Consider the following 17,114-nt stretch of genomic DNA (forward strand, 5'->3'; position numbering starts at 1 on the left):
CGTCATATGTGACGATACTTGGGGCATGAGAAGAACAGTCAGATCAGGAGCAGGCCTGGCTGTGGCGCTGGCGACCAGCGTCGTGGCCATGCTCGTCGCCGTGCAGGGCGTGGGGCCCGTCCCCGCCCTCGGCTCTGTGACGAACCCACAGACTGGTGTGTGGGCTACAGGACGCGACGCGCAACTACCACGTGACGCCACACTGCAGCTTCCCGCCCTCGACGGACCGGCGGAGGTGGGATTCGAGGCCAACGGCGTGGCGCACATCAAGGCGGGCACGGACGCCGACCTCTTCCGCACCGTCGGCTACCTGCACGCCAGGTACCGGTTGTTCCAGATGGAGGTGGAGCGGCGCAGGGGCCGGGGCGAGCTGGCCGAGGTGCTCGGCCCGGACGGCGTGGCCTCGGACAAGTTCGAGCGCGACCTGGGGCTGCTGCGCTCCGCCGAGGCGGAATGGGCGGCACTGCCGCAGGACGCCCCCTCGCGCAAGGTCCTCGTCGACTACGCGGCGGGCGTCAACGCCGGCATCGATGAGCTGCGCGGCAGCGGCGAGCTGTCGATGATGTTCAAGCTGCTGGGCGTCGAGCCCCGGCCGTGGACGCCGGTCGACTCGCTCGTCGTGCAGCGCGAGATGGCCCAGGAGCTCAGCTACCACGCCCGCGCGCTCAACTACCAGCTCGTCGCCGAGGCGCTCGGCAAGGAGCGGGCCAGGGAGTGGCTGCCGATCAACGGCCCGGCGCTCTACTACCCCTTCGACCGGGGACCGTACAAGAAGCTGCCGCTGGACCCGGCGCCGCAGCGGCTGGACGGCGTGGTCGCCGTTCCCTCGTCCGGCGCCCAGGGCAGCGGAGACACCGGCCAGGACGGTGTCCGCGCCATCGGCGACCTGTTCGCGCGCATGGACACGCTGCCCCAGACCGCCATGCACACGATCTCCAACAGCAACGCCTGGGCCGTCTCGGGCACCCGTACGGCCAGCGGCAAGCCGTTGCTGGCCAGCGACCCGCACCTGCAGACCACGCTGCCCGCCTACTGGTACCAGCTGTCCGCCCGGTCGCCCGGCTACCGCTTCTCCGGAGCGGGCATCCCCGGCATCCCAATCATCCTCATCGGCAAGAACGACAGGATCAGCTGGGGCCTGACCAACTCCCAGCACACGCAGACCCTGTTCTACCTGGAGAAGACCGACAAGGCGCGCCCCGACCAGTACTTCTACCAGGGCTCCTGGCGTCCCATGCAGAAGATCGCCGAGAAGATCAAGGTGCGCGGCGAGGCCGACGTCGACTACAACGTCAGGCAGACCGCCAGCGGCCCGGTCATCAGCGAGAAGGACGGCCGCACCGTCACCGTGTGGTGGGCGGGACAGGTCGCCTCCAACAACCTCGACGCCATGCTCGGCGCGGTCAAGGCCACCGACTTCGCCACCTTCCGCTCCTCCCTGCGCACCTGGGGAGCGCCCGCCCAGAACTTCGTCTACGCCGACAGCGCCGGCAACATCGGCGCCGTCTCCGCAGGCATCGCGGCGCAGGTGCGCAGCGGCGACCCCAACGGGATGATGCCCGGCAGCGGCGGCAGCGAAGTGATCGGCACCGTCCCCTACGACGCCATGCCCACCGTCTACAACCCCGACAGCGGCGTCGTGATCACCGCCAACCAGCGCGAGGTCAGCGACGACTACCCCTACTTCTTCGGCAGCAACTACGACTTCTACGACCCGGGCTGGCGGGCGGCCGAGCTCACCAGGCAGCTGAAGGACGCGCGCGGCCTCACCGCGGCCGACACCCAGCGCCTGCAGCTCGACACGCACGACACCCAGGCCCGCATGGTCCTGCCGAGCCTGCTCAAGGCGCTCGAAGGCCAGCAGCTCACCGCCGACGAGAAGCTCGTCGTCGAACGGCTGCGCACCTGGGACCTGACCATGAAGGCCGACCAGCTCGCCCCGCTGGCCTGGGAGCGGTTCGCCAACCGGCTCAGCTACGACGTCTTCCAGCCCTGGTGGACGTGGTCCAAGATGCCCAAGCGCGAGGCGCTCATCCTGGCGCCCTACGAGGGCTCCCAGCCGGGAACCGTCCTGCGCGAGACGCTGTCGCACTGGATTCTCACCGACCAGGACAACCCCGCCTTCACCTCGCCGGGCACCCCGAAGCGGAACGCCGTCGACGCGATGCGCCAGTCGTTCCACACCATGGTCGCCGACCTGGCCAAGGACTTCGGCAAGGACGCGTCGAAGTGGAACTACGGCCTGGCCAACCAGCGCATGCTGCCCTCGCTGGCCGGGATCGAGGCGCTCGACGAACCGCCGGTGCCCACCGACGGCAACGGGCGCACCATCAACGTCGCCACCGGCGTGCTCCTGCGGCCGGGCGCCGCACCGGGACACGGCATCGTGATCGGCGGCTCCAGCTGGCGGTTCGTCATGGACTGGGGCACCGGCCAGGCCGTGGCCGCGCTGCCCGGCGGCCAGAGCGAGAACCCCGTCTCCCCCTGGTACCGCAACCTCTACCCCGGCTGGCGGGCGGGCGCCTACGAGCCCCTGCACGACGGCGCGGGAACCTACACGAAGGGACGGACATGGACACTGCAACCCTGACCAGGAGGCCCGCACCCGCGGGCGCGGCGCCCCGCGGGGGCACCGCACGCTGGCTCACCCTGGGCACCATCGGCGCGGCCGTGGCCGTGTGGCTCGCCGGGTACGTGGGCCTCTGGCAGCTGACCCTCGCGGTGGGCGTGGCGATCGGGCTGGTCGCGCGCGGCTGGGCCGTACCGGTGGTCGCGGTCCTCGCAGGGGCGGCGGGGTGGGGCGTCCCGCTCGCCCTCCTCGCCACCCAGGCCGACGTGGCCCACCTGGCCGGCGTGGTGGCCTCGCTGGCGGGGCTGGGCTCGGGCCCGGTGGTCATCGCCGCAACCGTGGCGGTCGGCGCGCTGCTGACCGCGTCCGGGGCATGGGTGGGAAGCGCCACCCGTTCAACGATCCGATCGAGAGGAAAGCACGATGTCTGACACCTACCAGGTCGTGATCAACGACGAGGAGCAGTACTCGATCTGGCCCCAGGGGCGGCAGGTGCCCGCCGGATGGCGCGGGGTCGGGGTCGCGGGGACCAAGCAGGAGTGCCTGGACCACGTGGAGCAGGTCTGGACCGACATGCGTCCGCTGAGCCTGCGGCGGCGCATGGAGGCCACGGCGTGAGCACCCGGGTGGCCATCCACTACTCCCGCGCCTACCCGATGGCCGAGCTGGCCGCGTTCCCCGGGTTTCCCTCGTCGGACGGCGTCGCGTACATCCGCGACGACTACACCGTCGCCGGCACCCCGTTCCCGGACGCCGAGGTGATCTTCAAGGAGGTGACGCCGGACTGGCGGACCTTCTGCACCGAGGTCCTGTCCTTCATCCCTGAGCCGTGAGAAACAGCGAAGCCCCAGATCATCCGATCTGGGGCTTCGCGCTGGTGGACGATACAGGGATTGAACCTGTGACCCCTTCCGTGTCAGGGAAGTGCTCTCCCGCTGAGCTAATCGTCCCGGGACCTGCGAGCGGAAGACGGGATTCGAACCCGCGACCCTCACCTTGGCAAGGTGATGCTCTACCACTGAGCCACTTCCGCGTTGCCGTTCGTTCACGGCGACGGAGAGAACTCTAGCGAATCCTCGCCCAGTCCCCAAACCGAGCCATCCTTCGACGCCGGGCGAAGTGTTCCGGGGATAGCGTCGGAGGCGTGGAACATATCGTGCAGGACGCCGACATCGCGCCCGTCGCGGCGCTCATCGCCGACCCGACCAGGGCGGCCATCCTCACCGCGCTCCTCGACGGCCGCGCGCTGGCGGCGGGCGAGCTGGCCAGGTTGTCCGGGGTGAGCGCCGCCACCGCCAGCGCCCACCTGGCCAAGCTGCTCGACGGCAACCTGGTCGACGTGGTCAAGCAGGGCCGCCACCGCTACTACCGCCTCGCCGGGCACGAGGTGGCCGAGGTCCTGGAAGTGCTGGCCAGGCTCGGCACCCGCCCGCCGATCCGTTCGCTGCGCCAGTCCAGGCAGGCCCGCATGCTGGAGGAGGCGCGCACCTGCTACGACCACCTCGCGGGCCGGGCGGGCGTCGGGCTGCTCGACGGCCTGCGCACGCACGTCTACCTGACCGGCGAGGACGTCACCGCCGAGGGGGAGAAGGTGATGAACGCCCTGGGCGTCGACCTCGACCGGGTACGGAGCACCAGGCGGAGGTTCGCACCGGAGTGCCTGGACTGGACCGAACGCCGGGCCCATCTCGGCGGCGCCCTCGGCGCGGCGCTCACCAGCGCACTCCTGGACAGGGGATGGTACAAGCGGGGCACCACGCCACGCGCGGTGGTTCTCACCGACACGGGCAGGGAGGGGCTGGCTGCGATCTTCTCCGGTAAGGAGCTAACATCGCATTTGCCGGTTACCTAGATGCGAGAGAGTGGCAGCATGCGCGACAACGGAGTCGTGAACGTCGGTCCTGAGCCGCTGAGCTTCGACGACGTCATCAGAGTGGCCAGGGGCGGCGCAGCCGTACATCTGACCGACGACGCGGTCGCCGCCATCGCGGCCGCCCGCCAGCGGGTGGACGAGCTGGCCGAGAGCCCCGTGCCCGCGTACGGCGTGAGCACCGGCTTCGGCGCGCTCGCCACCAGGCACATCGACCCGTCGCTGCGCGCCCAGCTGCAGCGCTCGCTGGTGCGCTCGCACGCGGCGGGCAACGGGCCGGAGGTGGAGGCCGAGGTCGTGCGCGCGCTGATGCTCCTGCGCCTGCACACCCTGGCCACCGGCCACACGGGCGTACGGCCAGGCACGGCCAAGGCGCTCGCCGCGCTCATCAGCGAAGGCATCACGCCGATCGTCCACGAGTACGGCAGCCTCGGCTGCTCCGGCGACCTGGCGCCGTTGGCGCATGTGGCGCTGACCCTGATGGGCGAGGGCGTCGTAAGGGATAAATCGGGAAATGTCCTGCCGGGTGGGGAGGCGCTCAAGCAGGCGGGCATCGAGCCCGTCGAGCTGGCCGCCAAGGAGGGCCTGGCCCTCATCAACGGCACCGACGGCATGCTCGGCATGCTGATCATGGCCATCGACGACCTCACCAGGCTGCTCAAGACCGCCGACATCAGCGCGGCCATGAGCGTCGAGGCCCTGCTGGGCACCGACGCGGTGTTCGCCCCCGAGCTCCAGGCGCTGCGCCCGCAGCCCGGCCAGGCGCTGGCCGCCGCCAACATGCTGAAGATCCTCGAGAACTCGGGCGTCATGGCCAGCCATCGCGACCCCAACAACTGCACCCGCGTCCAGGACGCCTACTCGCTGCGCTGCGCCCCCCAGGTGGCCGGAGCTGCCCGTGACACCGTCGCGCACGCGGCCAACGTCGCCACCTGGGAGCTGGCCAGCGCCGTCGACAACCCGGCCGTGCTCGCCGACGGCCGGGTGGAGTCGAACGGCAACTTCCACGGCGCGCCCCTGGCGTACGTCCTGGACTTCCTGGCGATCGTCGCGGCCGACGTCGCGTCGATGTCGGAGCGGCGCACCGACCGGTTCCTCGACGTCTCGCGCAACCACGGCCTGCCCGCCTTCCTGGCTGACGACCCGGGGGTCGACTCCGGGCACATGATCGCCCAGTACACCCAGGCGGCCATCGTGTCGGAGATGAAGCGGCTGGCCGTACCGGCGAGCGTCGACTCCATCCCCAGCTCGGCCATGCAGGAGGACCACGTCTCGATGGGCTGGAGCGCGGCGCGCAAGCTGCGCAGGTCCGTCGACGGGCTCAGCAGGGTGCTGGCGATCGAGGTGCTGACCGCCGCCCGAGCGCTCGACCTGCGCGCCCCGCTGGTGCCCGCCCCCGCGACCGGCGCCGTCGTGGCCGCGCTGCGCGAGACGGTTCCCGCGCCCGGTCCCGACCGGTTCCTGGCGCCGGAGATCGAGTCCGTGGTCCGCCTGGTGGCCGACGGCGCCGTGGTGGCCGCAGCGGAGTCGGTGACCGGGCCGCTCAACTAGAGGGCCGCTATCACATCCACCTCGACCATCAGGCCAGGACGGAACAGGCGCGACACCTCCACTGTCGTGCTGGCCGGGGGTGTGCCGGTGATGTAGCGCCTGCGCACCCCGCCATAGGCCAGGATCTGGTCCATGTCGGTCAGGTGGGTCCTGATGAACGTGACGTCGGCGAACGTCGCGCCCTGGGAGGCGAGGATCTTGCCGAGCGCGTCGAACACCGCCTCGGACTGCGCCGCCATGTCGCCCGCGCCGATCACCTGGCCGTGCTCGTCGAGGGCGACCTGGCCGGAGACGTAGAGCGTGTTGCCGTGCCTGACCGCGTGGGAGTACATGCCGTTGGTGGCGGGCACGGACGGCGGGTTGACCGCGTGCACCCTCGCCGCGCGCACGTGCTCGCCGATCGCGGTCAGGTCCCGGTCGCCCAGCCCGGCCGCCTCGGCCTCCTCCAGGCGGGCCAGCGCCGCCGCCGCCAGCGTCGACCCCTCCCACGCCGCCAGCCGCACGTCCTTGGCGGCCAGGCCGAGCGCGTAGCGGGTCTCCGCCGACGGCTCCCTGATCGCCGCGCCCAGGGGCGTCGCCGACAGAACCTCCTGGAGTACGGCGCGCGGCACGCCGTGGGCCTCGCCGTACGCGAAGGTCTCCGCGAGCAGCACCTGGGCGGGCACGATCGCGCTCATGACGGCGAGCTTGAGCGCCGCCCCCGACCCCAGCGGCCCGCACTCGCGCACGGTGCCGAACACCTCCAGCACCTCGCGCACGCCGTCCACGGAACCGCCCGCCAGGACCGTCAGCGTCCCCTGCTCGGCCGGTGCCACGCTGCCGAGCACCGGCGCGTCCACGAGCTCGACCTCGGACGGCAGCAGCCGCCGCAGAGCGTGCACCGCCTCGGGGCCGATCGTGGACATCTCCACCACCGTCGCCCCCGCCGACAACCCCGGCAGAGCCTTTTTCAGAACCTCTACGACGGCGTCGCCGTCCCGCAGCATCGTGATGACCACCGATGCGCCCGCCACCGCCTCCTCGACCGGCACGCCCGTGCCGCGCCGCCACACCGTCACCTTGTGCCCGGCGTCCTGGAGCCGCCTGGCCATGGGGACGCCCATGCGTCCCTGTCCGAGAAATGCAATCACGTCAACGATCCTCCAGGGATGCGAGTCATTCCACAAACAACTAGATTGCATATCAGCCATGCTTGAATCGAATGACTTGCGACTGTTCGACGAGGTCGCCCGCAGCGGATCGTTCACCGCAGCCGCCGAGCTGCTCGGATACACCCAGTCGGCCGTCTCCCGCCGCGTCGCCGCGATGGAGAAGTCCACCGGCGGGCCGCTGTTCCAGCGGCTGGCCAGGGGCGTACGGCTCACGCCGGCGGGCGTCGCGCTGCACCGCCACGTCGTCGCCGTGCTCGAACGCCTCGACCGGGCGGGGGAGGAGCTGGCGGCCATCCACCGCGGCAGCGGCGGCACGCTGCGCATCGGCGCGTTCGCCACCGCGAACGTCGATCTCGTGCCCAGGGCGCTCAAGGCGTTCGCGAGCGGCCACCCGGGCGTCGAGCTGCGGGTGACCGAGGGGCTGACGCCCCGGCTGCTCGACAGGCTCGGCGCGGGCGCGCTCGACCTCGCGGTGATCAGCGACTACCCGGCCGGGCTGCCCGAGGGCGGCCAGATCGTGCCGCTGGCCGACGACGAGCTGCTCGTCGCCCTGCCCGCCGGCCACCCGGCCGCCGCGCACGACGTCGTCGACCTGCGCGACCTGGCGGGGGAGAACTGGATCGAGGCGGCGCCGCGCGGCCAGCCCACCCTGCTCGTCGCCGCCTGCGCCGCCGCCGGGTTCACGCCGCGCAGCGGGCTGCGGATCGCCGAGTGGTCGGGCAAGTTCGGCTACGTCGCCGCCGGACTCGGCGTCACGCTGGTGCCCCGCCTGGCGGCGCGGGCCGTACCCGCCGACGTGGTGCTGCGCCCGCTGGGCGAGCACGCGCCGCGGCGGCACGTCTACGCCGCCCTGCCGGACGTTCCGTCCCCCGCCGCGCTCGCGTTCGTCGGGGTGCTGGGACAATGGGCCGGTGCATGACAGCTTCGCCCACGTCGCAGGACTCCACGCCACGGGTCTGCGCGACCTGACGACCGACCTCGCCGCGCTCGACGGCGAGGGCTGGTGGGCCGTCGTGGTCGACTACGAGGGCAAGGTCACGTGCGCGCGTTTCGACGATGTACGGCAGGCGCCGCTGCCCGCCGCCGGTCCCTGGCACGGACCCAGGCCCGGCGACTGGCGCACCTCTCTCGACCAGGCCGCTTACGAGAACGGCGTCGAGCGCATCCGCTCCTACATCGAGCAGGGCGAGGTCTACCAGGCCAACCTCACCAGAGTCCTCACGGCGCCTTTGGCTGCCGACGCCCAGCCTCTCGCTCTGGCCAATCGGCTCGCTTCCGGCAACCCCGCCCGCTATGCGGCCTATATCGACGTCCCAGGCCTGTGCGTGGTGTCCGCCTCGCCCGAGCTGTACCTGTCGCGCGACGGCGACGTCGTCGAGTCGCACCCCATCAAGGGCACCGGCGTCACCCAGGACGACCTGCTGGACAAGGACTACGCCGAGAACGTCATGATCGTCGACCTGGTCCGCAACGACCTGGGCCGGGTCGCCGCCGTCGGAACCGTCGAGGTCCCCGCGCTCTGCGCCGTGGAGGAATACCCCGGTTCCGTGCATCTCGTCTCGACCGTGCGCGCCAGGCTGGCGCCGGGAATCGGGTGGCCTGAGGTGTTCGCTGCCACATTTCCTCCGGGTTCGGTGACAGGTGCCCCGAAATCTTCTGCTCTGCGCATCATCAATGAGCTCGAACCCGAGCCGCGCGGGCCGTACTGTGGGGCAGTGGGCTGGGTCGACGCCGACCGGCGCACGGCGGCGCTCGCAGTGGGCATTCGCACCTTCTGGATATCCGGTCAGGAGATCCGCTTCGGCACGGGTGCGGGCATCACCTGGGGCAGCGACCCCGGGCGTGAATGGCGCGAGACCGAGTTGAAGGCGTCCAGACTCATCGCACTGGCATCCTCAGGAGGCATGGAATGAACGTTCCCGTGTGGGTCAACGGGGAACTGCTCGACCCGGCGCAGGCAAGCGTCTCGGTGTTCGACCACGGGCTGATGGTCGGGGACGGCGTGTTCGAGACCATCAAGATCGTCGATGGCGTCTCCTTCGCGCTGACCCGCCACCTCGACCGGCTCACGCTGTCGGCGCAGCGCATGGACCTGCCCGACCCGGACGTGGAGGCCATCGCGGACGGCATTCTGCGCGTTCTGGCCGTCGCCCCGAAGTGGGCGCTCGGCCGCATCCGCGTCACCTACACCAGCGGTCCAGGCCCCCTCGGGTCCGACCGCGGCGACCAGGGCACGACCGCGGTCGTGATCGTCGACGAGCAGAAGCCGTTCCCCGCCAGCGCGAACGTCACCGTCGTGCCGTGGCCGCGCAACGAGCGCGGGGCGCTGTCGGGGGTCAAGTCGACCTCTTACGGGGACAACGCCAAGGCCCTGGCGTACGCCAAGGCCCGGGGCGGCGGCGAGGCCATCTTCGGCAACCTCGCCGGGAACCTGTGCGAGGGGACGGGCTCGAACATCTTCATCGTCCGCGACGGGCGGCTCCTCACCCCCACCTTGGAGGCCGGTCCGCTGGCCGGGGTGACCCGGGCGCTGACCCTGGAGTGGTGCGGGGGCGACGAGGAGGACGTGCCGTTGTCGGCGTTGTACGAGGCGGAGGAGGCGTTCCTGACCTCCACGACCCGCGACATCCAGCCGATCCGGCTGGTCGACGACACGGTGTTGCCCGCCTATCCTGGCCCGATCACCGCCAAGGCCATGGAGATCTTCGCCGACCGCTCCAGCAAGAACCTCGACCCCCGATAGCCCATCTCGGCCGGGGGTCACGCCCCGGCACGAGGCTCACCTTCGCGAGGGCTGTCCACGGCCATCTCCGCGCCCGGCGCGGCCTCTCACCGTCACCCCAGAGGATTTCGAGATGGAAGCCGCTCCACCCGGGCGGTTTCCGGACGTCGGCTCAAGGGCGGGCCGGTCTCACGTGCCGCTGGTCAGGGTGCGGGTGAGGAGGGGGAGGAGGCGGTCCCAGTGGCGCTCCAGCGCGGACGGGTTGAAGGCCGCCGTGTCGGACATCGTGAAGCCGTGGATGGTGCCGGGGTAGATCTCGATCGTGTGCTCCACACCCGCCGCATCGAAGGCCTTCGTGAGGTCCGTGATCGTCTCGGGGGTCATGTCGTTCACGGCGAGCCCGATGTGGACCTCGGCGGTCAGCCTGTGGGCGAGGCGGTGCGGGCTGTCCTGGGCGTCGGTGACCAGGAAGCCCGGGTGGAACCCGGCGACGGCGGCCACCTGCCCGGGATGGGCACTGGCCGTGCGCAGGGCCAGGGCCGCGCCGATGCAGTAGCCGACCACCCCCGACGGCCCCGCGCTCACCTCGGGCTGGGCGGTGAGGAAGCCCAGGTAGGCCTCGGCGTCCCGCAGGATGCGGTCGGTGGTGTGCGCCTGGACCAGCGGCATCACCTCGGCGATGAACCCCGGGCGGAGGTCCTCGCCGATGTACTCGGGAAGGTCGAGCACCGGGGCCGGGCGGTGCCGGTAGTAGAGGTTGGGGACCAGCACGTAGTAGCCGTGCTCGGCCAGCTCGCGAGCCTTGTTCTCCAGCTCGGGGCGGATCCCGAACGCGTCCGTGTACAGCAGCACGCCGGGGTGCCGCTCGCCGTCGGAGGGGTAGGCGGCGAAGGCGTCGGCCTGGCCGTCCTGGGTGGGGATGTGCAGGTTCTTGGTGGGCATGAGCTCTCCTGTCGTGGTTGATGGGGTGCAACTGTGATCATCAACACGAGGGAGGCGGGGCGCGGGGCAGCGGGCCCGCACCGGCGCTCAGAAGAGCACCGGGTCACCCAACTGTGTGCGGCGCGAGGCCATCCCGGGAGTCATCGCCGCACACTGTAGCCCACCGAACAGGCCGCCGCACCCTAACGTCGCCCCTAAGGAGACGGGCTACGCCAACGAAGGTGGGTTCGCGCGGGCCCCTGCCGCGAACCTTGATCCGGGTTACCCCCTCTCCGTATAGCCGCCGAGCTGTGGCCCGCGTTCGAGGTCAGTGCCGTGGGCGACATTCACGTAGGTCGGGATCTTGTCGCTCTGACCACTTTGGGATAGCTCTGGGTGACGGGAACCGTCCGCGCGGAGAGGGAGAGCGGTTATGCGAATCAGAAGGCTGGCCATCGCTTTACTCGTGGGCGGAGCCGCGTTCGGCTCCCTCGCACCCACGGCGGGGGCGGCCGCGAAGCCGCCCACCGTCTGGCATCACTACGCCACCTATCCGGGATGGGGCGCGTGCTGGAAGGCCGGAGGGAAACTGAAGGCCAAGCGCCACTGGGACGCGTTCTTCTGCAAGTACTCGGAGGCGCGGGTCTACGATCTCTTCTACACCTGGGATGACGGCAAATCCGGCTGAGGAAGGCATCTGGTCAGCCGACGAGTCTCCGGAACTCGTCCGGCATGGTGGCGATCAGCCGCCGCTCCGCCTCCAGCAGGGGATCGGCGCGAGGGCCGGAGGAGCCGTCCACCCGGTCGTGGAAGACGCGGCACCACCGGGCGCCGTCACGGCAGACGAAACCCCGGTATCCCAGGCCGGGCGGCTCCGGCGCGGACCCCGGCCCCAACGAGTCCAGAAATATCCAGAAATCGCCGGAGGCCACCGTCCACCGGGGGTTCGCCCTCCCGCTGAACACGTCCAGTTCCACCACCATCTAGCTGATGACCACCGATCGCCCCGCGTAGAAGTATCCGCAGAAGTCGGTGTACCACCCGCGGTCGCACGACTCAGGATCGGTGATCACGACGCCCTTGTTGTCGGTGTTCCGCGCCGCCGTAGGCCCCGGCTTGTGCCCCCAGAAGCCGTCGCGCTGCTCCCGGTACCAGTGGTAGTCCCCGCCAGGCGCCACCACCAGCGCCACGTGCCGCCGCGGGTACTCCCCGTCCGGCAGGCAGTCGCACCGATGCTTCAGCCCGTCGGCCAGCGCCGCGGCCGTCACCGTCGGGCAGCTCATCACCCGCGTCTGCGCCCCGTGCGCCCGCCCCGGCTGGGCGAAGGTGTCGGTGCGCCAGTTCCGCCCGTAGTTGTAGCAGTTGTTGCGCGGCTGGACCTGCAGCCGGTTCCAGAACACCGGGTTGAACTGGCTGACCTCGTAGGTGCACTGGTCGCAGCGCCGGTCGCGGACCGTGGTGCGCAGCGGGTTCTGCGGAGGCAGGATGTCCGGCCGTACCCACTCGGGGGGCTCGCGCAGGAACCGGTCGAGCCACGACAGGACCAGGTCGCGCATCTCGCCGTCGATCGGCGTCAGATCGTGCTCGGGGCGGATGATGTCGGCGTAGCGGGTCATGTCCGTCACGATCCGCTGGGCCAGCTCGCCGGATCGGCGCAGGTCGCGCGCGGCCAGGGTGCCGAGCGCGAACGTCCGCGACAGGCCCTCCGGCCAGCGGTCCTCGTCGTCGTCGAGCGAGGTCACGACGAGCTCGCGCCAGCCGAGCCCGTCATATCCGGCGCCCGGCGCGCCGGTCAGCTCGGCGGACTCCCCGGCCGCGCCGATGACCTCGCGCGCGGCGTCCTCGTCCGTGATGATCCAGGTGGGGTTGGGCCGTCCGCTGAACAGCTCCGCGGTGATCTGCAACATCGTGTGTCCCCTCTCGTCTCCACCGGCAGTGTGCGGAGGGGAGGCGGGTGGTCACATGAGTAGACCCCTACCTAGTAGGTCTTCTGCGTCTGCACGTTGAAGTCGTCCATCGTGACCTGCTTGGCGGGGTCGGTGATCGGGTCGTTGATCTCGATGACGTCGAGGCCCTCCAGGATGTCGCTGGAGTAGATGTAGCCGTTGTAGTAGTAGGCCGACCACGACCCGGCGATCGGCGAGCCGCTGTGGGACGGGCCGCGCTCGAAGAAGCCGATCTCCCTGGGCGCGTTGGAGTCGGTGAAGTCCCAGATCGACACCCCGCCCTGGTACCACGCCTGGACCATGACGTCCCTGCCCTTGACCGGCACCAGTGAGCCGTTGTGCGCCACGCAGTTCTCGGTGGTGGTCTGCTCGCGCGGGATCTTGTAGTACGCCCTGCGCTCCAGCTTGCCGCCGACGATGTCGTAGATCGCGTTGGCCCCCCTGGTCTTGGCCGTCTTGCTGTCGCAGGTCGGCATCCCGCCGCCGCCGAGCTCGTCGCTGAAGACCACCTTGGTGGCGTCGTTGTTGAACGTCGCCGAGTGCCAGATCTGGAAGTTCTCCGAGTCGCGCACCTGCTGCAGCACCTTGGGCCTGACCGGGTCGGTGATGTCGAGCAGCACCCCGTCGCCGAAGCAGGCGGCCGCCGCCAGGTGCTTCTCCGGGTAGGCGGTCACGTCGTGGCACCCGGCGGAGTAACTCTCCTGGCTCTGCCCGCCGGGGAAGATGTCCGGCTTGGCGACCACCTTGGCGTCCTTGGGGTTCTTCAACGGCACCTTGACGACCTGGATCAGCTCGTGCGGCGCCGGGCAGGTCTTCGAGTCAGGCTCGGGGCCGGGCGAGGAGACGTAGATGTAGAGGGTGTCCGCGTCGGCGCCGGGGATCATGGTGTGCGTGTGCGAGCCGCACTCGGTGGCGATGGACGTGACGTACTTCGGGTCCTTCTTGTCGCTGACGTCGAAGATCCGCAGCCCCTCCCAGTCGTCGCCCTCCTTGCCCTTGCAGGCGTCGTCGCCCTGGGGTTCGTCGACGGACAGGAAGAGCAGGTCGCCGTAGACGGACACGTCGTTCTGCGCCCCCGGGCACGACACGCTGCTGACCACCTTCGGCGCGGTCGGGGTGCTGATGTCGTAGATCGTGAAGCCGGAGAAGTTGCCGCCGAACGCGTAGTCGCCCTGGAAGGCCAGGTCGCTGTTCCACGACTCGGGGCCGTCGAGCGGGGCAGCGCGCTTGACCTCGGCGACCAGCTTGACGTTGGCGCTGGTCCGCACGTCCTCGGACGGCTTCGCCGACGGCGTCGCTGCCGTCGCCGGGGCCGACACCGTGGGGGAGGGAGGGGGCGACGCCGTGCCCGTGGGCCCCGAGCAGGCCGACACCAGCAGCAACGCGACCACCCCGACACGCAGCTTCGCAGAGTTCAACGGACGCCCCCTAGGTTGTGTGGCCCAGTATGGAAGCTATGCCACCAAGGATCCAGGCGTGGGTTCTGCTCTTCGCCGTGGCGGCCTGCTCGCCCGCCACCGACGTCCGGTCGCCGGTGGGCACGGGCACGCCGGTGATCGTCCCCGGCGGTCCAGGCTCCCCAGCCCGTACGGCGACGCCCGGCGAGCGCATCGGCTCCACACCGGAGGTGGCGGCGGCCGACGTCCGGTTCGCCGAGGCGATGATCCCGCACCACCGCCAGGCGCTGGAGATGGCAGGGCTGGCGCCGGAACGCACCACGACCGCCGCGATCAGGGCGGTGGCCGCGCAGATCGCCCTGACCCAGCGGCCCGAGATCGACGCGATGACCTCGTGGCTGACCGCCCTGGGACGGCAGGCCCCAGCGGGGCACCACGGCGGCTCTGATGCGTACGGCATGGCCTCGGAAGACGAGCTCAACGCGCTGAGGACGGCCAGGGGGACGGCCTTCGACCGGATGTTCCTCGACCTGATGATCAGGCACCACCAGGGTGCGGTCCGGATGGCGGTCGAGGAGCTGAAGGCGGGGCGGGACCGGCGGATGCTGCTGATGGCGCGCGACGTTTCCAGCGGCCAAACGGTCGAAATCGCCCGAATGCGCGCTCTATACTGACACGCATCTCGCTCCAGGGGGTCGCGTGGCCAGACGTCGCTCGGGATGCGTGCTGATGCTGGCGGCACTTCCCGCCTCCTGGTGCATCCTGTGGGTGGGCAGCTCCGTCTACGAGGGGGCCGGGACGCTGGGGATGGAAGGCCTGATCGCCTTCGCCCTCCTGTTGTTATCCGTGGCCAGCGGAGCCGTGATCTTCGCCGTGGTCCGGCGGCGGCGGCTCGACGCCGCGGCGGCCCGGCGGTGGCTGGAGAAGGAACGCGCCATGGTGCGCGAGAGCGTCGACATGGTCCTCGACCCCGCGCTGACTCCGGAGGAGACGCTGGAGATCGTGGACGGCCACATCCGTCCCCCTCTGCGGCACACGGACCGTTACGTCGTGGTCACCGACCTGTCCGCGCCCTCGCAGGTCCTCATGAACCGGGCCAGGAAAGCCGTCACCACGGTCAACACCGCCGAGGTCAAGCGGCAGCACCTGCTGGACGACGTGGCCAACGACCTGATCCTGCCGCAGCAACTCTGGGAGATCGCCAGGATCCTGCGCGCGCAGACGCACCTGCGCCAGGAGCAGCGCAAGGCCAGGCAGGGCGTCGTCACGCCCGAGCTGCGCGCGGTCCTGGAGCCGCAGCAGGCGGCGCTGGAACGCTCGATCGCCGCGGTGACCGCCCGGGTGAGCGGCCTGGAGCGCTACGCCTACCGCGTACAGGAGGCCGACGCCGCGCTGCGCGCCCGCGAGGCGCTGGCCAACAACGACAAGTACCGCGACCTGCTCGCCCAGACCGACGACGAGCAGGGCATGCGCGAGCTCAACGCGCAGAGCAAGGCCCTGGAGACCACCCTCGCCAGAAGCGTCAGGGACGCCGTGGAAGCGGGCCAGACCCTCAGCCGGTGACCGCGCGCCACGGGACGGGCGTGGACAGGATCATGGTGCTGGACGGCTGGCCGTGCGGGGCGAGGCGGTCGATGAGCTCCTCGAAGGCGGTCATCGAGGTCGTGGCGATCCGCAGCAGGCAGCACGTGTCGCCGGTCACCCGGTCCACCTGGAGGATCTCCGGCCAAGCCAGCACCTCGGGCGAGCGCAGCACGCAGAGCGGGCCGTAACACGACATCCGGATCATCGCGTTGACCTGCCGCCCGGCCAGCGCCGGGTCGATGCGCGCGTGGTAGCCGGCCACGACCCCCGACTCCTCCAGCCGGCGCACCCGCTCGGCAACGGCGGGCGCCGACAGGTGCACGCGCCGGGACAGCTCGCTGTACGACAGCCGTGCGTCCGCCTGAAGTTCGGCCAGAAGGGCCCAGTCCATCGCGTCCATGACTACTCTCCGCCACATCACAGGTCAAAGGGGATGAATGGCTTCCGATCGTAAACCCAATCGGCCGCCCTGCGCCCCGACCGGCCTTCAAAGCCGCAATCGGGGGAGAGAAGATGAAGGGGCACCAACCCGCACCAGGAAAGGCCGGGGACGATGATCACGCCGAGCACCGCGACGCAACGCGACGCCCGCGCAGCGGCGAACCAGGGCAGTCCGACGCTCGCCTTCGACGGCGCGACCCCTTATGACGTCTACGTCGGCACCGACGTCCTGCACAATCTCCAGCACACCGTCACCGACGCGCCGGAGGAGCTCGCGTTCCTCGTCACCACCCAGGTCATGGAGCTCTACTTCGGCCTGCTGAGGTCGGAGTGGCGGCTGGCCCAGACGCAGCTCGACGCCGCCGACGTCGCCGCGGCCACCCTGACCGTACGGCGGAGCATCAGGCACTTCGAGGCGCTCAACGCCGCCTGGGCCTCGCTCAGCTGGCTCACCCCCGAGCAGTTCAACGGGTTCAGGGACGCGCTCGGCGAGGCGTCAGGGTTCCAGTCGGCGATGTACCGGCACGTGGAGTTCCTGCTGGGCAACAAGTCGAGCGTCATGCTGCGCCCCTACCGCCGGGTGCCCGAGGTGCACGAGGAGCTGGAGGCGGCGCTGCGCGCGCCCAGCCTCTACGACTCGGTGCTGTCGCTGCTGGCCAGGCGCGGCTTCGCCGTACCCGACGGGGTGCGTGAGGAGGACGCTGAGCCCGACCCGCTGGTCGAGGACGCGTGGGTGGCCGCCTACCGCGACGGCGAGCTGGCCGACCTGGCCGAGGCGCTGATCGACCTGGCCGTGCAGTTCTCCGACTGGCGTTACCGGCACGTGCTGGCCGTACGCAGGTCGATGGGCGCCAAGCCGGGCTCCGGCGGGTCCAACGGGCTGCGCTTCCTGGAGCAGAGCATGCGCCGCGACATCTTCCCCGAGCTGTGGTCGGCCCGCACCCGCATGTAAGGAGTGTTCC

The 17,114-nt window shown here is 70.6% G+C and carries 19 protein-coding genes and 2 tRNA genes; 13 read left to right on the forward strand and 8 right to left on the reverse strand.

Annotated features, from left to right (window positions below; translation table 11 throughout):
- The first annotated feature begins 25 nt into the window (after positions 1 to 25).
- The 4 genes from ACIBG8_RS36300 to ACIBG8_RS36315 are packed head-to-tail and all read left to right on the forward strand — an operon-like array spanning position 26 to position 3,402.
- Complete coding sequence (locus ACIBG8_RS36300) at positions 26 to 2,590, forward strand: penicillin acylase family protein (protein WP_397347654.1); 2,565 nt, start codon at positions 26 to 28, stop codon at positions 2,588 to 2,590.
- A complete protein-coding gene (locus tag ACIBG8_RS36305) occupies positions 2,572 to 3,000 on the forward strand; it encodes a hypothetical protein (RefSeq protein WP_397347656.1) in 429 nt (142 codons plus the stop codon). The genes ACIBG8_RS36300 and ACIBG8_RS36305 overlap by 19 nt, the downstream gene beginning before the upstream one ends.
- Entirely contained in the window at positions 2,993 to 3,187 is a 195-nt protein-coding gene (locus ACIBG8_RS36310) for an MbtH family protein (RefSeq protein ID WP_397347658.1), read from the forward strand. Before ACIBG8_RS36305 ends, ACIBG8_RS36310 begins: the two co-directional genes overlap by 8 nt.
- Positions 3,184 to 3,402 carry a hypothetical protein gene (locus ACIBG8_RS36315; protein ID WP_397347659.1) on the forward strand — a complete coding sequence of 73 codons (219 nt, stop codon included), beginning with the start codon at positions 3,184 to 3,186 and terminating at the stop codon, positions 3,400 to 3,402. Before ACIBG8_RS36310 ends, ACIBG8_RS36315 begins: the two co-directional genes overlap by 4 nt.
- 42 nt (positions 3,403 to 3,444) lie before the next feature.
- Here ACIBG8_RS36315 and ACIBG8_RS36320 read toward each other — a convergent pair.
- Both ACIBG8_RS36320 and ACIBG8_RS36325 read right to left on the reverse strand, forming a co-directional pair.
- A tRNA-Val gene (locus ACIBG8_RS36320) sits at positions 3,445 to 3,519 on the reverse strand.
- A gap of 11 nt (positions 3,520 to 3,530) precedes the next feature.
- Positions 3,531 to 3,602, reverse strand: a tRNA-Gly gene (locus tag ACIBG8_RS36325).
- 111 nt (positions 3,603 to 3,713) lie between these two features.
- On the opposite strand from ACIBG8_RS36325, the gene ACIBG8_RS36330 reads away from it, so the two are divergent.
- Together ACIBG8_RS36330 and hutH are read left to right on the forward strand one after the other, a co-directional pair.
- Positions 3,714 to 4,421, forward strand: coding sequence for an ArsR/SmtB family transcription factor (locus ACIBG8_RS36330; protein ID WP_397347661.1), 708 nt, complete (start codon positions 3,714 to 3,716; stop codon positions 4,419 to 4,421).
- An 18-nt stretch (positions 4,422 to 4,439) separates the two neighbouring features.
- Positions 4,440 to 5,990: a histidine ammonia-lyase gene (gene hutH / locus ACIBG8_RS36335; protein ID WP_397347662.1), complete on the forward strand. Its 1,551-nt coding sequence runs from the start codon at positions 4,440 to 4,442 to the stop codon at positions 5,988 to 5,990.
- Here the strand turns inward: hutH and ACIBG8_RS36340 are convergent.
- Positions 5,987 to 7,120, reverse strand: coding sequence for a Rid family hydrolase (locus tag ACIBG8_RS36340; RefSeq protein ID WP_397347663.1), 1,134 nt, complete (start codon positions 7,118 to 7,120; stop codon positions 5,987 to 5,989). The genes hutH and ACIBG8_RS36340 overlap by 4 nt on opposite strands.
- A gap of 58 nt (positions 7,121 to 7,178) precedes the next feature.
- On the opposite strand from ACIBG8_RS36340, the gene ACIBG8_RS36345 reads away from it, so the two are divergent.
- Genes ACIBG8_RS36345 through ACIBG8_RS36355 form a run of 3 tightly spaced genes read left to right on the forward strand, consistent with a single transcriptional unit; the run spans position 7,179 to position 9,884 of the window.
- Entirely contained in the window at positions 7,179 to 8,060 is an 882-nt protein-coding gene (locus ACIBG8_RS36345) for a LysR family transcriptional regulator (protein ID WP_397347665.1), read from the forward strand.
- The gene (locus ACIBG8_RS36350) at positions 8,053 to 9,054 is read left to right on the forward strand and encodes a chorismate-binding protein (RefSeq protein WP_397347666.1); all 1,002 of its coding nucleotides are present in this window, start codon (positions 8,053 to 8,055) and stop codon (positions 9,052 to 9,054) included. Before ACIBG8_RS36345 ends, ACIBG8_RS36350 begins: the two co-directional genes overlap by 8 nt.
- Entirely contained in the window at positions 9,051 to 9,884 is an 834-nt protein-coding gene (locus ACIBG8_RS36355) for an aminotransferase class IV (RefSeq protein ID WP_397347668.1), read from the forward strand. Before ACIBG8_RS36350 ends, ACIBG8_RS36355 begins: the two co-directional genes overlap by 4 nt.
- A 168-nt stretch (positions 9,885 to 10,052) precedes the next feature.
- Here ACIBG8_RS36355 and ACIBG8_RS36360 read toward each other — a convergent pair whose 3' ends face one another.
- On the reverse strand, positions 10,053 to 10,805 hold the full coding sequence (locus ACIBG8_RS36360) for a dienelactone hydrolase family protein (protein ID WP_397347669.1): 753 nt from the start codon (positions 10,803 to 10,805) through the stop codon (positions 10,053 to 10,055).
- Positions 10,806 to 11,217: 412 nt separating this feature from the next.
- On the opposite strand from ACIBG8_RS36360, the gene ACIBG8_RS36365 reads away from it, so the two are divergent.
- On the forward strand, positions 11,218 to 11,472 hold the full coding sequence (locus ACIBG8_RS36365; protein ID WP_397347670.1) for a hypothetical protein: 255 nt from the start codon (positions 11,218 to 11,220) through the stop codon (positions 11,470 to 11,472).
- 13 nt (positions 11,473 to 11,485) lie between these two features.
- On the opposite strand, the gene ACIBG8_RS36370 is transcribed toward ACIBG8_RS36365, so the two are convergent.
- The 3 genes from ACIBG8_RS36370 to ACIBG8_RS36380 form a co-directional block, all read right to left on the reverse strand.
- Positions 11,486 to 11,767 carry a hypothetical protein gene (locus tag ACIBG8_RS36370; RefSeq protein ID WP_397347671.1) on the reverse strand — a complete coding sequence of 94 codons (282 nt, stop codon included), beginning with the start codon at positions 11,765 to 11,767 and terminating at the stop codon, positions 11,486 to 11,488.
- Positions 11,768 to 12,691 carry a hypothetical protein gene (locus tag ACIBG8_RS36375; RefSeq protein ID WP_397347673.1) on the reverse strand — a complete coding sequence of 308 codons (924 nt, stop codon included), beginning with the start codon at positions 12,689 to 12,691 and terminating at the stop codon, positions 11,768 to 11,770.
- A 71-nt stretch (positions 12,692 to 12,762) separates the two neighbouring features.
- Positions 12,763 to 14,148, reverse strand: a complete 1,386-nt coding sequence (locus ACIBG8_RS36380; RefSeq protein ID WP_397347674.1) for an LVIVD repeat-containing protein — start codon at positions 14,146 to 14,148, stop codon at positions 12,763 to 12,765.
- Positions 14,149 to 14,186: 38 nt separating this feature from the next.
- Between ACIBG8_RS36380 and ACIBG8_RS36385 the strand changes: the two genes are divergently transcribed.
- Positions 14,187 to 14,801 (forward strand): DUF305 domain-containing protein, encoded by a 615-nt coding sequence (locus ACIBG8_RS36385; protein WP_397347675.1) that lies wholly within the window; start codon positions 14,187 to 14,189, stop codon positions 14,799 to 14,801.
- 25 nt (positions 14,802 to 14,826) lie between these two features.
- The gene (locus ACIBG8_RS36390) at positions 14,827 to 15,690 is read left to right on the forward strand and encodes a hypothetical protein (protein ID WP_397347677.1); all 864 of its coding nucleotides are present in this window, start codon (positions 14,827 to 14,829) and stop codon (positions 15,688 to 15,690) included.
- Here ACIBG8_RS36390 and ACIBG8_RS36395 read toward each other — a convergent pair.
- Positions 15,680 to 16,111, reverse strand: coding sequence for an Lrp/AsnC family transcriptional regulator (locus ACIBG8_RS36395; protein ID WP_397347678.1), 432 nt, complete (start codon positions 16,109 to 16,111; stop codon positions 15,680 to 15,682). The genes ACIBG8_RS36390 and ACIBG8_RS36395 overlap by 11 nt on opposite strands.
- 153 nt (positions 16,112 to 16,264) lie before the next feature.
- On the opposite strand from ACIBG8_RS36395, the gene ACIBG8_RS36400 reads away from it, so the two are divergent.
- Positions 16,265 to 17,104: a tryptophan 2,3-dioxygenase gene (locus ACIBG8_RS36400; protein WP_397347679.1), complete on the forward strand. Its 840-nt coding sequence runs from the start codon at positions 16,265 to 16,267 to the stop codon at positions 17,102 to 17,104.
- The last annotated feature ends 10 nt before the right edge of the window (positions 17,105 to 17,114 follow it).

Source organism: Nonomuraea sp. NPDC050556 (assembly GCF_044457355.1).
In the GTDB taxonomy this organism is placed as follows: Bacteria; Actinomycetota; Actinomycetes; order Streptosporangiales; family Streptosporangiaceae; genus Nonomuraea.

Coding starts and splice junctions, on each gene's coding strand:
- ACIBG8_RS36365 (WP_397347670.1), top strand. CDS start 11,218: ATGCGAATCAGAAGGCTGGCCATCGCTTTACTCGTGGGCGGAGCCGCG.
- ACIBG8_RS36360 (WP_397347669.1), bottom strand. CDS start 10,805: ATGCCCACCAAGAACCTGCACATCCCCACCCAGGACGGCCAGGCCGAC.
- ACIBG8_RS36355 (WP_397347668.1), top strand. CDS start 9,051: ATGAACGTTCCCGTGTGGGTCAACGGGGAACTGCTCGACCCGGCGCAG.
- ACIBG8_RS36400 (WP_397347679.1), top strand. CDS start 16,265: ATGATCACGCCGAGCACCGCGACGCAACGCGACGCCCGCGCAGCGGCG.
- ACIBG8_RS36310 (WP_397347658.1), top strand. CDS start 2,993: ATGTCTGACACCTACCAGGTCGTGATCAACGACGAGGAGCAGTACTCG.
- ACIBG8_RS36370 (WP_397347671.1), bottom strand. CDS start 11,767: ATGGTGGTGGAACTGGACGTGTTCAGCGGGAGGGCGAACCCCCGGTGG.
- ACIBG8_RS36300 (WP_397347654.1), top strand. CDS start 26: ATGAGAAGAACAGTCAGATCAGGAGCAGGCCTGGCTGTGGCGCTGGCG.
- ACIBG8_RS36395 (WP_397347678.1), bottom strand. CDS start 16,111: ATGGACGCGATGGACTGGGCCCTTCTGGCCGAACTTCAGGCGGACGCA.
- ACIBG8_RS36305 (WP_397347656.1), top strand. CDS start 2,572: ATGGACACTGCAACCCTGACCAGGAGGCCCGCACCCGCGGGCGCGGCG.
- hutH (WP_397347662.1), top strand. CDS start 4,440: ATGCGCGACAACGGAGTCGTGAACGTCGGTCCTGAGCCGCTGAGCTTC.
- ACIBG8_RS36375 (WP_397347673.1), bottom strand. CDS start 12,691: ATGTTGCAGATCACCGCGGAGCTGTTCAGCGGACGGCCCAACCCCACC.
- ACIBG8_RS36385 (WP_397347675.1), top strand. CDS start 14,187: ATGCCACCAAGGATCCAGGCGTGGGTTCTGCTCTTCGCCGTGGCGGCC.
- ACIBG8_RS36345 (WP_397347665.1), top strand. CDS start 7,179: ATGCTTGAATCGAATGACTTGCGACTGTTCGACGAGGTCGCCCGCAGC.